Consider the following 13,555-nt stretch of genomic DNA (forward strand, 5'->3'; position numbering starts at 1 on the left):
CTTTTGCCTTTGTAGATTTGTGTTGTTGTGCATTGTGGGCGAATGCACAGAAATTGACCTCACCGGATGGGAATCTGGTAATGGACTTTAGCTTGAACCAAAAGGGTGCTCCTGTTTATGAATTAACTTTTAAGAACAAGCCTGTGATAAAACCCAGTACATTGGGACTGGAATTAAAACGGGAAGACCCGGAAAAAAGGATTGGCTTTGAATGGACAGAACGTAAGGACAAGGAACGGGTAGATGAGAAAATGAATCTGATGACCGGTTTTAAAGTCAGAGAAACACATACTTCTACTTTTGATGAAACCTGGCGTCCGGTATGGGGTGAAGAAAGTGAAATACGCAATCATTACAATGAATTGGAAGTGACACTTGATCAGCCGGAAAATGACCGTTACATAGTGATTCGTTTCCGTTTGTTTAATGATGGCTTGGGATTCCGCTATGAGTTCCCTCAGCAACCTAATTTGAATTATTTCGTCATTAAGGAAGAACATACTCAGTTTGCCATGACGGGTGACCATACGGCATTCTGGATTCCGGGAGACTATGATACACAGGAATATGACTACACAACTTCACGACTCTCTGAGATTCGTGAGAAAATGAAAACGGCGGTGACGGAAAATTCTTCACAGTTCGTGTTTTCACCTACGGGAGTGCAGACGGCCTTGATGATGAAGACGGATGATGGGCTTTATATCAATTTGCATGAAGCGGCTTTGGTGGATTATGCTTGTATGAGCCTGAATCTGGATGATAAGAATATGGTATTTGAATCATGGCTGACTCCGGATGCCAAAGGAGACAAAGGCTATATGCAAACTCCTTGTAGTTCACCTTGGCGTACGATTATTGTCAGTGATGATGCACGTAATATTCTGGCTTCTCGTATTACGCTGAACCTGAATGAGCCGTGTAAGATTGAGGATACTTCCTGGATTCATCCGGTAAAATATGTGGGTGTATGGTGGGATATGATTACCAATAAAGGAACTTGGGCTTATACTGATGAGTTACCAAGTGTGAAGCTTGGGGTGACTGATTATTCACAGACAAAGCCGAATGGTAAGCACTCAGCCAATACAGCCAATGTGAAACGTTACATCGATTTTGCAGCAAAACATGGTTTTAATGCGGTACTCGTAGAAGGATGGAACCAAGGTTGGGAAGACTGGTTTGGCAAGAGCAAAGACTATGTGTTTGACTTTGTAACTCCTTATCCGGACTTTGATGTACAGGAAATTCATCGTTATGCAGCAAGTAAAGGTATTGAAATGATGATGCATCATGAAACTTCGGCTTCTGTCCGTAATTACGAACGTCATTTGGATAAAGCTTATCAGTTTATGGTGGATAATGGGTATAATTCAGTGAAGAGTGGTTATGTGGGTGACATCATTCCTCGTGGTGAACATCACTATGGACAGTGGATGGTAAACCACTATCTGTATGCTGTGAAGAAAGCTGCTGATTATAAGATTATGGTAAATGCGCATGAAGCTGTTCGCCCGACCGGATTGTGTCGTACTTATCCGAACTTGATTGGTAATGAGTCTGCACGTGGTACGGAATACGAGTCATTTGGCGGAAATAATGTGAACCATACGACTATTCTTCCGTTTACACGTTTGATTGGTGGTCCGATGGATTATACGCCGGGTATTTTTGAGACCGACTGCAGCAAGATGAACCCGAATAACAAATCGCGTGTACGTACTACGATTGCACGTCAGCTGGCACTTTATGTGACCATGTACAGCCCGTTGCAGATGGCTGCCGATGTGCCGGAAAATTATGAACGCTTTATGGACGCTTTCCAGTTCATTAAGGATGTGGCTGTCGACTGGGATGAAACGAAGTATCTGGAAGCAGAACCGGGGGAGTATGTGACCATTGCCCGTCGTGCAAAAGGTACCACTGACTGGTATGTAGGATGTACAGCAGGATATAACGGTCATGAATCGAAGCTGGCTTTCGATTTCCTGGAACCGGGAAAGAAGTATGAAGCCGTGATTTATGCAGATGCCAAAGATGCAAGCTGGGATAAGAATCCACAGGCTTATACTATCACTAAGAAGAAAGTAACGAACAAGACTAAGTTGAACCTGAAAGCGGCTGTAGGAGGTGGATATGCCATCTCAATTAAGGAAATCAAATAAAAAGGATAAGGAAAATGATAAGGTAACGATTGTTATAGTTTTCAATAGGTATTTTTTAGGCTATTATTAACACTTTAATAATTTATCAAATGGAAAAAATCTTAAATCGAAATGTCAGGATTCTACTATTGTGTTTAGTAGGTATGCTGATGACTGTGAAAGGTTTAGCGCAAGCTATAACGGTCAAGGGTGTTGTGAAAGATAAGACAGGGGAAGCTATTATTGGCGCCAATGTTTTAGTGAAAGGTACTACCAATGGTACCATTACGGATTTTAATGGTAATTTTGCGTTGGATGCAAACAAAGGCGATATTTTGGTTATTTCATATATCGGTTTCCGTAACCAGGAATTGCCTGCTGCATCTGATATGAAAATTACTTTGGTTGAGGATGCTGAAGTCCTGGACGATGTAATCGTTATTGGTTATGCTACTGGTAGCCAGCGTACGGTTTCCGGAGCTATTCAACGGGTGGGACGTGAAGACATGAACGTAGGTGTGGTAACTAATCCGTTACAGGCTATCAAAGGTAAGATTGCTGGTGTAAATATCCAGAAGACAGGTGGTGACCCAACGGCTTCAGCTTCAATCCGTGTGCGTGGTACAACTTCTTTGTCTGGTGGTAACGACCCGTTGGTTATTATTGACGGCGTATTTGGTGACCTGAGTATGCTGAATGCCATTTCACCGGCTGATATTGAAAGTTTTACAATATTAAAGGATGCGTCTGAAACCGCGCAGTATGGTTCACGCGGTGCAAGCGGTGTAATTGTAGTGACTACGATTAAAGGTAAGAACGGTACAAAATCGTTGAGTTATGATGGAAGTTTTGGTGTGGAAACTGTTTATAAGAATCTGAAAATGCTGGATGCCGCTGCATATCGTCAGGTGGTAGCCGACCGCGGCTATGCCAATGCCATGGATATGGGATATAATACAAATTTCATTGAGGCCATGCAGCAGACAGGGTACACCCAAAACCATCGCATCTCTTTCGGTGGTGGAACGGAATCTTCAAACTATCGTGCTTCTATCGGGGTGATTGACCAGAAGGGTATTATTAAGGATAACTATATGCGTAATTACACTGCCAAGCTGGATGCATCTCAAACCATGTTCAATAACAAATTGAAAATTGATTTTGGTATGTTCGCTTCAAAAGTGGACAAACGTTATCTGAATGATTACCAAAAAACCTTCTATTCGGCAGCATCATTCAATCCTACTTTCCCTGATTTCCCTTATGAGGATGGTACATGGCCTGAAGATCCAAGTGCTAATGAGACACAGAATCCGTTGGGTAGGTTGACCATCAAGGATGTGGAATCAAACAGCTACATTAATGCGAATGCCCGTTTGACATGGACGGTGATTGATGGTCTGAAGCTGAGCGCATTTGGTTCTTATACGTACAATGTAAAAGAAAATTCGGTATATACTCCGACCAACATTAAGGCAGGTATCGGTACGAACGGGCTGGGGAGCAAGAACGATAACAAGAGTGGTATCTTGTTAGGTAATTTTACCGCAAACTATAAGAAGGCATTTGGAAGCCATTTCATTGATGTGTTAGGACTTGCCGAACTTCAAGACTATAAGTATACCGGTTTCGGTGCACAGGCCAAACAGTTTGGAACGAACTTCTTTGGGTATAATAATCTGGGTGCAGGAGCGGAAGTGAAATATGGAGATGTAAGTTCTTATTCTAACGATTATTCTATCGCTTCATTCATGGGACGCTTCAATTACAGTTATGCAGACAAGTATATTGCCACTGTCAATATGCGTGCAGACGGTTCTTCTAAACTGGGTGCAAACAATAAATGGGGATTCTTTCCTTCTGCCTCTCTTGCATGGGTGCTGAAAGAAGAAGCTTTCTTGAAGAACGTGGATTTCCTGACCAATTTGAAACTGCGTGCAGGATATGGTTTGACTGGTAATCAGGACGCTATTAGTGCCTATAATTCGTTGAAACTGATGAGCCCGACTGGTGTGACGACTATTAACGGAAAACCTGTAGTGACATACGGTATTAACCGTAATGAAAATCCGGATCTTAAATGGGAGGTAAAACGAATGTTCGATGTCGGACTTGACTGGGGATTCTTTGATGACCGTTTAAGTGGTACAGTGGATTATTACTACTCAAAGACCAGTGATTTGCTTTACAATTATGCTGTTCCTGTGCCTCCATTTGCATTCAGTACGTTATTGGCTAACTTGGGTGAAATGGAAAACAGTGGTGTGGAAGTAGCCATAACTGGAGTACCTTTGAGAACAAAAGATATGGAACTGACCATTTCTGCTAATTTCTCCTGGCAGAAGAACAAACTGCTTTCACTGGATGGAACTTACATGGGACAATCATTGAGTGCTAAAGAATATATGAATCTGGGTGGAATGAATGGTGCAGGATTTATCGGTGGTAACAATCAGATTATCTACCAGATGGTTGGACAACCGGTAGGAGTGTTCTATCTTCCTAAATGTGACGGTTTGATAGATATGAAAGGAAACGGTGAGTACACATATCATATTCTTGATATTGATGGAGAAGAAGGTGTAGATCTCTCTGACGGAAAAGACCGTTACATCGCTGGTCAGGCTATACCGAAGTTCTATCTGGGAGGTAACATTAATTTCCGCTATAAACAGTTTGACATTCAGACACAGTTCAGCGGTGCTTTTGGACATAAAATTTACAATGGTACTTCATTGTCATACATGAATATGAGTCTGTTCCCGACTTACAATGTTATGGAAGGAGCTCCGGAAAAGAATATTCATGACCAGACTGTAACTGATTACTGGCTGGAGAGAGGTGATTATGTGCACATTGATTATATCACTTTGGGATGGAACTTGAATACCAAAAACCTGAAGAACATCAATGCATTACGAATTACTTTCTCTGTAAATAACGTGGCAACCATTACCAATTACTCAGGTTTGTCGCCGATGATCAATAGTGCTACTGTGGGTAGTGATCTGGGTATAGATGACAAACGGTTCTATCCGCTTACACGTACTTATTCATTGGGTCTTAGTCTTAACTTTTAACTCGAAAATATTATGAAACGTAACATATTATATACTTTTATTATTGCTACGGCAATGAGTATGAGCGGATGCTCGTCATTTTTGGAAGAGAATCCTGTAGATCAAATGCCGGAAGAAGAGGCATACAAGAATCCGCAAATGATTTATTTGAATACAGTAGCTAATCTTTATACCAAGATTGGAGCAGATGCTGGAGGTGCTGGATTGGCTGGAACTGACCGCGGATTGTATGATTTGAATACTTTTACAGCTGATGAGGCTATCTTGCCGACTCGTGGCGGTGACTGGGATGATGGCGGATTGTGGAGAAACCTTTTTACGCATAACTGGGGTACGAATAATGACCTGATTATCGGAACGTGGGATTATCTGTACGGTGTAATCGTGCAATGTAACCAGTCTATTGATAAGCTGGTCAGCCTGAAGGAGCAAGACCCGGAGAACGAATATTACGAAATTTACCGTTCAGAAGTGCGTGCCATTCGTGCCATGTATTATTATTACTTGCTGGATATGTTTGCACGTGTACCTATAGTGGAATCTTCACTTACTCAGATGGCAGATGTAAAACAGTCAGAAAGAACTGATGTGTTCAACTTTGTAAAAAAGGAACTGGAAGAATCTATTCCACTGCTGGAAGATGCCAAGAGTGCGGAAAATGGAGAGTTTTATGGACGTATGACGAAAGCTGCTGCTTATTTCCTTATGGCTAAGTTGGCTTTGAATGCGGAGGTTTACACCGACAATGACTGGACAGACAATGTTCGTCCGGATGGAAAGAATATTAAGTTTACGGTGGATGGTCAAGAAATGAATTGTTGGGAGGCTACTGTAGCTTATTGCGATAAAGTGAAAGCTTGTGGCTATGCGTTGAATTTAGGAACGAATGGATTCCTGTCAAACTTTGTGGTCAACAATGAAGGGTCAAAAGAAAATATTTTTGTAATTCCAATGGACCCCTCATTGTATAAGGCCCGCAATATGTATCTGGTACGTTCACGGCATTATGATGTAGGCAAGGCGTTGGGATTTGGTAATGGAGGATGGAATGGAGCGTCTGCTACCATTGAAGCCATGAGGGCTTTTGGTTATGATACTGCCAACCCCGATCCGCGTTTGGATCTGACTTATTATACCGGCAGGGTAGTCGTTAACGGTGAGGAAATCATCAACAGTGATACGGGGCAGCCTCTGGAATATAAGCCTATGGCCATCAAGCTCCAGTTTGACAAAGGAGATACAAACATGAAGACAGCAGGAGCACGTATGTATAAGTATGCTGATGATGCGACGGCTACGGAAGACGGGCAATGTCCGCATAATGACTGGGTGCTGTTCCGTTACTCCGATGTCTTGTTGATGCGTGCGGAAGCCTTGGTACGCAACGGGCAGAGCGGACAGGCTGACCTGGATGAAGTGCGTAATCGTGTCGGTGCGTCTCATGTAGAGGCCACTCTTGACAACCTGTTGAAGGAGCGTCTGCTGGAACTGGCTTGGGAAGGATGGAGACGTCAGGATCTGGTCCGTTTCGGTCACTTCAATGATGCCATTACCTATCGCCCGAAAACTGAAAAGTACCTGCAGGTATTCCCGATTCATGCCAACACACTGGCTGTGAACAAGAATCTGACTCAGAATCCGGGCTATGCTAAATAAAAATATTGTCTAACTTTTAGTTTTAAGAATCATGAAGAAGAATTTTAATTATATATTGACGGCACTTCTTTTTTGCTTGTTGACCGTAAGTTGTCAGGACAATGAAAACTGGCGCATTATTCCTTATGAACCAGAGCCAGAGGCACCCTTGGAAGGACCTGCAGAACTTAGAATTGCCGGTGACCAGCAGGGATGGAATCCCGAGGCTGAGGTGATTGGGAAACTGTATCCTGTTAAGAATGATGAGGGAGAAATGGCGGGTGACTATGCCGGATATGTGTATCTGAACAGTCAATTCAAGATTTGTCCTAATGCCAGTTGGGACGGAGCTTATGGAGTGGGAGATGACACTCCGGCTGGTTCAATGACTGTAGGTGACGGACTGGAGAACCTGACTGTAAGCGAGCCGGGCTATTATTATGTGAAGTGTAATATCAAGGACCTGACATGGAGTGCGGACATCATGAATTTTGGTGTGATAGGCAATGCGACTCCCGGACAGTGGGATACCGACACCGATTTGACGTACGATGAGGCCGACCTGAAATTGAAAGCCACTGTCACGTTGACGGATGGTGCGATTAAGTTTCGTGCCAATGATGAATGGAATGTGCCCAATGGTGATTTCGGCGCGGGTGAAGGAGAAGGCAAGCTGGCGGCCAAGGGTGGCGATATATCTGTCTCTGCCGGAACCTATCAGATTGTAGTGGATCTTTCAACTCCCGATTACAGTTATGAAATGATTGCTCAATAAACAGAATTAGTGAACTTTAAGGGGTGTGCCAGGAGAATTTTTCAGGTATACCCCTTTTTGTTCCCTATTGTTAATACTGGTATATGAAAATTCAAGTTATATATTTATTGCTTTTGTCGTGTGTTTTTTGGGGGCTGTCTTGTTCGGATAAAGACAATATAGTACAAACAGCTCCGGCTGATGTGCCCGGAGGATTAAGTTTTTCTTCTGAACAGCCTGATGCGGATCAGCCTCTAACTATTACCTTTAAGGCTGCAAAGTCGTCTGACCTTTACGGATATAAAGGGGATGTATACTTGCATATCGGAGTTGTGAATGAGGAGGCATGGCTGTTTGTGCCTGCCGAATGGAATGAAAATATTGATAAATGCAAAATGACAGCGAAAGGTGATAATTGCTGGTCAATTTCGTTATCCCCTTCCATACGTGAATGGTTTGCTTCGGGTGAGACACCTGTCAATGAGCTTGGAATTGTGATACGCAGTGAAGACGGAACCAAGAAGGGAATGGATACGGACTCTTATATAAAGGTAACGGACAACAAGTATCAGATGTTTCAGCCTGCGCCCATAAAGGAGAAGGCTATGCCGGCAGGAACCAGAGAGGGAATCAATGTCAATGCAGATTACAGCGTTACTTTTGCGTTTTATGACAAAGACAAGAACGGTAAGCATAAGGATTTTTCACACATTGTGGGAGATTTCAATGATTGGACACCGGCCAATGATGAAACTTCCCAAATGTATAGGGATAATGCGAAAGGGTGCTGGTGGATTACACTGACAGGTCTTGATCCTGATAAGGAATATCGCTTTCAGTATTATACGGGCATGCAGGACGGAGAGATTATCCGTATAGCAGACGCTTATTCAGAGAAAATTCTCGACCCCGATAATGACAAGTATATTCCGGAATCGGTATATCCGTCTTCTGAAAGAGTCTATCCGGAGGGGGGAAGAGGTATTGTTTCTGCCTTCAAGATTAATCAAGAACCTTATTCGTGGAGGAATGAATTTAGTCTGAAAGATAAGGATAATCTGATTATCTATGAGTTGCATTTAAGGGACTTTACGGAGACATCTGATGTTAGTGGCGCTTTAGGTAAACTTGATTATCTCAAGTCGTTAGGGGTGAATGCCATTGAACTTATGCCTGTACAGGAATTTGATGGGAATGACAGTTGGGGATACAATCCTTGTTTCTATTTTGCTCTGGATAAAGCGTATGGAACCAAAAATATGTATAAGAGGTTTATTGATGAATGTCATGCCAGAGGATTGGCTGTGATCTTTGATGTTGTATATAATCATGCCACGGGAAGCATGCCATTTGCTAAACTCTACTGGAACCGGACAGATAATAAGACAGCGGAAAACAACCCATGGTTTAATGTGGATGCTCCTCATCCTTATAGCGTGTTCCATGATTTTAATCATGAATCGGAGCTGGTAAGGTCGTTTGTCAAGCGGAATCTGGAGTTTCTTCTGGATGAATACCATATTGACGGTTTTCGTTTTGACCTTACTAAAGGATTGACACAAAGGGAATGTACTGAGGCTACGGTGGCTGATTATGATGCCGGACGTATCAGAATCCTGAAAGAGTATTATGATGTTGTGACTTCCGTTAAACCAGAGGCTGTAGTGATTCTGGAACATTTTTGTTGTGATGAAGAAGAAAAGGAACTGGCCGGATATGGAATGAAGTTGTGGCGGGATGCCAATAATGCTTATTGTCAGTCGGGAATGGGATGGAAGGAATACAGTGATTTCAGCTGTCTTTACACCGGAACTAATTCAATGAAGTACGGGGGTTATGTGGGTTTCATGGAAAGTCATGATGTAGAACGGGTGGCCTATAAGGCGTTAACCTATGGAAATGGAGCAATTGCGAAGAACTTGTCTGTCCGGATGAGTCAGTTGGCTGTCAATGCAGCTTTTTGCTTTACTATGCCGGGGCCGAAAATGATCTGGCAGTTTGGAGAACTGGGCTATGATGTGACGCTGGGAACAGAAGACAATAAAATGGAAAAGAAACCTTTGCATTGGGAATATTATACGGAACCGGAAAGAAAAGGTTTATATGATGTGTATGCAAAGTTACTGAATTTACGGGTAACGCATAAGGACTTGTTTCAGAATGATGCGATATTTTCATGGAATGTAACGGAGAACTACTGGAGTACTACTCCTCGTAGCCTGACATTGAAGAATGGGGCTGAGGAAATGTATGTGGTTGGTAACTTTGGAGATAAGGAAACCGGACCACTTCTTTTGCCAGACGGTGTAAAATATGATTATATGACTGGCAGAGAGTTGAAAGGAACGGTGTCTGTTCCGGCTCATGGATTTTTATTGGCTACAAGCTTTCAGCCTTGACAAGAATTCCCGGTAGTACGAAAAGAATTTCTCACTGCCGGGAATTTTTATTTACAATGCCATCACTTCCTGTTCGAACAGGTCTTTCGTTCGGTATCTCTGCCGAAGCAATGAATGGTTTGATACGTACGGAAGGTTTCCATGCTCCCATGACAGATTACATGCGCTTTATCTACACATATAAACTGGAAACTACAAACGAGGTAGTTAATAAATATAAGGATTGGAAATGGGAGGTGGAACTGGCTGATGATTACAAGGGAAAACTCCGTTTTTGGTCAGGAAGCACTTCAAATACAGGGGGGGAAGTCTTGATAATCTTCCGAATGGAACTATTGGCGGTCCAAGTGATACAGACAAATATTTTACTTTTACCAACGAGTTGCTGGATATAGTAAAAAATGAGCAGATTGTAGAGAATGCTTATCGTGTGGGGAAAGACGCATTTCGCATCAAACTTACCAGTCGAGATGGCAGTCAGACTGTAACTTATGCTTATGATTTGTATCATACAGGTGTTTTTCAAGATATGGGTTCAAGTAATGTCGTTAGTCATGTAGTAGGGAATACTTTGGATTCTGGCTGGTATTACTATGAAGTTGTCCTTATGGGAAACAATTATTGGCTGGACCGCAACTTGGGTGCCAAAAGTTCGGGCTACTATATTGAGGAAGAGGATGGAAGTTCTTTCCTGTCAGGAGGAGGTTGGCCGTTTCGAGATGAATCAAAAGGGGCACTTTTCAGTGTGGCCATGGAGTCGAGTGACGTTGATGGGACGTATGTGCCGTCTGTATCGGACGAAATGTGTCCGAAAGGATTTCGAGTGCCCTATGTCAGTGAATTTGCAGCCTTGCAGGCTGATAAGGATTTTCATACAGAACTGGTGAATCAAGTGGGAAAAGACTACTGGGATGCCTATTTTGACAACGGACAATATGGAATGGTACGTTTCCCTCGTGCCCGTATGTACTCCGACGGAGTAAAGAAAGGAGATGCCCGTGCCGGCTATTACTGGACACGAACCCCTGCTCTTGGCGCCAGTGGTACAGAAGAAGGTTACTGGTTGCAGTTCATGAAGTTTGCAGGAGCCAATCTTTCAGCTGGCCGTTATCGTATCAAGAATAGCAGTAATGCTCCTGCAGGAATGTCTTTGCGGTGTGTGTATAAGTCGCGTGCACGGGAGCAAACGTACAAAGTGGAGTTTTATGTCCAGGGATATACTCATGTCTTTTTGTATTATCTGCCCCAAGGAGGGTCTACAGTGGATGATCTTGTACCGCTTAATCCATGGCCAGGCACTATGCTTACTATTGAAGATGATGCTTCGAGCGATACCCCGACCTGGAAGCCTTTTATTTTAGAATATACCGGGCAGCAGGAATATAAGTTGTCGCAATTGCGTGCTGTTTTTGCTATAGTCAGTGATGACGGTTCGATAAAAGAGGTATTTCCCTCTGATTATTCAACAAAAGGAGGAGTGTATTTGGATGAAAACAAGAAATATTTTTCCCGATTGAAAACGGGAAGTGGATGGACATCCACTAAATAGTAGTCATGGTTCGATGTTTGTAATAAGGAAACAGGCAGCAAGTACAACAAATGTGGTGCTTTGCTGCCTGTTATGTTATGTGAAATCTTTACTCTTTGATTTCTTTCAACTGGAAATCCTTTCTTCGAAGTACGAAACTGTTACTCAAGTATTTTTCACGAACAATCTTGTTTTCGGCCAGTTCTTCCGGAGTTCCCTGGAAGAGGATTTTTCCTTCAAACAGCAGGTAAGCACGGTCGGTAATGCTAAGTGTTTCCTGCACGTTATGGTCTGTAATCAGAATACCGATGTTCTTGTCTTTCAGTTTCCAGACGATGTGCTGGATATCTTCCACGGCAATTGGGTCTACTCCGGCAAACGGTTCGTCAAGCATGATAAATTTCGGGTCGATGGCCAGACAACGGGCAATTTCCGTACGGCGGCGTTCACCTCCGGAAAGTTGGTCTCCTAAGTTCTTGCGTACTTTTTGCAGACGGAACTCGGCAATCAGGCTTTCCAGTTTCTCTTTCTGGTATTCCGGTGACTTATTGGTCAATTCCAATACAGAAGCGATATTATCTTCCACACTCATTTTGCGGAACACAGAAGCTTCTTGTGCCAGGTAGCCGATACCATTTTGGGCTCGTTTGTAAACAGGATAGGAAGTTATGTCTTTATCATTTAGATAGATATGTCCTTCATTGGGGACAATCAATCCGGTGGTCATATAGAACGAAGTGGTCTTACCCGCACCGTTAGGGCCGAGCAGTCCTACGATTTCTCCTTGTTTCACATTGATGGAAACATGGCTTACCACTGTTCGTTTCCCATATTTTTTGACCAGGTTCTCGGTTCGTAGCACCATTCTGCCGTCTGAAGGTAATTCAAACTTTTCGGTTGTAGATTCTTGATTTTCTTGTGCTGCCATTGTCCTTTTGTTTGCTGTTCAGTCGTGCAAAAGTAGTAAAAATCTTGGCTTCTGTGGTTCTTAATTCGAAAATCCTCCTGTCTTTTATTATAATATAGCTAAAAAGCACTACTTTTGCGGGAAACATGATTGTAATAATATGATAAAGCCTGTTACAAACCTCGGAAAATACCTCATGTTGATGGGGCGTGTATTTTCCCGTCCGGAACGTTTCCGAATGTATTTTAAGCAATACCTGAATGAAATGGTACAATTGGGTATCAATTCGATTGGTATTGTGCTGCTGATATCTTTCTTTATCGGTGCCGTAATTTGTATTCAGATTAAATTGAATATTGAAAGTCCTTGGATGCCGCGTTTCGTGGTGGGATATACCACTCGTGAAATCTTGCTGCTGGAGTTCTCGTCTTCTATCATGTGTTTGATTTTAGCGGGAAAAGTTGGGTCGAACATTGCTTCGGAGATTGGTACGATGCGGGTGACACAGCAGATTGATGCACTGGAAATTATGGGAGTAAACTCAGCCTCTTATCTGATTCTTCCAAAGATTCTGGGATTGATGACCATGATTCCTTTTCTGGTGATTTTCAGTATCTTTGCAGGAGTGATAGGGGCTTTCTGTACAGCCTGGTTTGCCGGTATCATGAATGCGACGGATTTGGAATATGGTTTACAGTATTGCTTTGTGGAATGGTATATCTGGTGTAGCTTTATTAAATCCTTATTTTTTGCCTTTATCATAGCCAGTGTGTCTGCTTATTTTGGATATACGGTAGAAGGAGGTTCTATTGCGGTCGGTAAGGCCAGTACGGACTCTGTGGTTTCAAGCAGTGTCTTGATTTTGTTTTCAGATTTGATACTTACACAATTGTTGATGGGATGATACAGCTAAATTCTATATGCAAATCATTTGAAGGACGTACAGTTCTTGAGGATATTAATTTTTCGTTTGACAACGGGAAAACCAATTTGATTATCGGGCAGAGTGGCTCTGGAAAGACGGTACTGATGAAATGTATTGTAGGGCTGCTTACTCCGGAGTGCGGGGAGATTCTGTATGACGGACGTAATCTGTTGGACATGGGAA

At 42.7% G+C, this 13,555-nt stretch carries 9 protein-coding genes; 8 read left to right on the forward strand and 1 reads right to left on the reverse strand.

Annotation, left to right across the window (positions count from 1 at the left end; genetic code table 11):
- Positions 1–17: 17 nt before the first annotated feature.
- The 6 genes from ACMJ0U_RS01660 (at position 18) to ACMJ0U_RS01685 (ending at position 11,561) form a co-directional block, all read left to right on the forward strand.
- Positions 18–2,165, forward strand: a complete 2,148-nt coding sequence (locus ACMJ0U_RS01660; protein WP_417127771.1) for a glycoside hydrolase family 97 protein — start codon at positions 18–20, stop codon at positions 2,163–2,165.
- Positions 2,166–2,254: 89 nt separating this feature from the next.
- Positions 2,255–5,224: a SusC/RagA family TonB-linked outer membrane protein gene (locus ACMJ0U_RS01665; RefSeq protein WP_417127760.1), complete on the forward strand. Its 2,970-nt coding sequence runs from the start codon at positions 2,255–2,257 to the stop codon at positions 5,222–5,224.
- Between the two features lie 12 nt (positions 5,225–5,236).
- Positions 5,237–6,880: a RagB/SusD family nutrient uptake outer membrane protein gene (locus tag ACMJ0U_RS01670; RefSeq protein ID WP_417127762.1), complete on the forward strand. Its 1,644-nt coding sequence runs from the start codon at positions 5,237–5,239 to the stop codon at positions 6,878–6,880.
- Positions 6,881–6,911: 31 nt separating this feature from the next.
- Positions 6,912–7,634: a hypothetical protein gene (locus ACMJ0U_RS01675; protein ID WP_417127764.1), complete on the forward strand. Its 723-nt coding sequence runs from the start codon at positions 6,912–6,914 to the stop codon at positions 7,632–7,634.
- Between the two features lie 83 nt (positions 7,635–7,717).
- Positions 7,718–10,012 (forward strand): alpha-amylase family glycosyl hydrolase, encoded by a 2,295-nt coding sequence (locus tag ACMJ0U_RS01680; protein WP_417127765.1) that lies wholly within the window; start codon positions 7,718–7,720, stop codon positions 10,010–10,012.
- Between the two features lie 274 nt (positions 10,013–10,286).
- Positions 10,287–11,561 (forward strand): hypothetical protein, encoded by a 1,275-nt coding sequence (locus ACMJ0U_RS01685; protein WP_417127767.1) that lies wholly within the window; start codon positions 10,287–10,289, stop codon positions 11,559–11,561.
- Between the two features lie 88 nt (positions 11,562–11,649).
- Here the strand turns inward: ACMJ0U_RS01685 and lptB are convergent, their stop codons facing one another.
- A complete protein-coding gene (gene lptB / locus ACMJ0U_RS01690) occupies positions 11,650–12,468 on the reverse strand; it encodes an LPS export ABC transporter ATP-binding protein (RefSeq protein ID WP_007557897.1) in 819 nt (272 codons plus the stop codon).
- Between the two features lie 139 nt (positions 12,469–12,607).
- Here lptB and ACMJ0U_RS01695 point away from each other — a divergent pair, with 139 nt between their 5' ends.
- Both ACMJ0U_RS01695 and ACMJ0U_RS01700 read left to right on the forward strand, forming a co-directional pair.
- Positions 12,608–13,351 carry an MlaE family ABC transporter permease gene (locus tag ACMJ0U_RS01695; protein WP_007557896.1) on the forward strand — a complete coding sequence of 248 codons (744 nt, stop codon included), beginning with the start codon at positions 12,608–12,610 and terminating at the stop codon, positions 13,349–13,351.
- On the forward strand, positions 13,348–13,555 hold a 208-nt coding region (locus ACMJ0U_RS01700), incomplete at its 3' end, for an ATP-binding cassette domain-containing protein (protein WP_417127770.1). The genes ACMJ0U_RS01695 and ACMJ0U_RS01700, both read left to right, overlap by 4 nt.

The organism is Phocaeicola sp. (assembly GCF_048170425.1).
GTDB lineage: Bacteria > Bacteroidota > Bacteroidia > Bacteroidales > Bacteroidaceae > Phocaeicola.

Bases quoted from the DNA above. Each gene is read 5' to 3' on its own strand.
- ACMJ0U_RS01675 (WP_417127764.1), top strand. From the start codon at position 6,912: ATGAAGAAGAATTTTAATTATATATTGACGGCACTTCTTTTTTGCTTG.
- ACMJ0U_RS01680 (WP_417127765.1), top strand. From the start codon at position 7,718: ATGAAAATTCAAGTTATATATTTATTGCTTTTGTCGTGTGTTTTTTGG.
- lptB (WP_007557897.1), bottom strand. From the start codon at position 12,468: ATGGCAGCACAAGAAAATCAAGAATCTACAACCGAAAAGTTTGAATTA.
- ACMJ0U_RS01695 (WP_007557896.1), top strand. From the start codon at position 12,608: ATGATAAAGCCTGTTACAAACCTCGGAAAATACCTCATGTTGATGGGG.
- ACMJ0U_RS01670 (WP_417127762.1), top strand. From the start codon at position 5,237: ATGAAACGTAACATATTATATACTTTTATTATTGCTACGGCAATGAGT.
- ACMJ0U_RS01665 (WP_417127760.1), top strand. From the start codon at position 2,255: ATGGAAAAAATCTTAAATCGAAATGTCAGGATTCTACTATTGTGTTTA.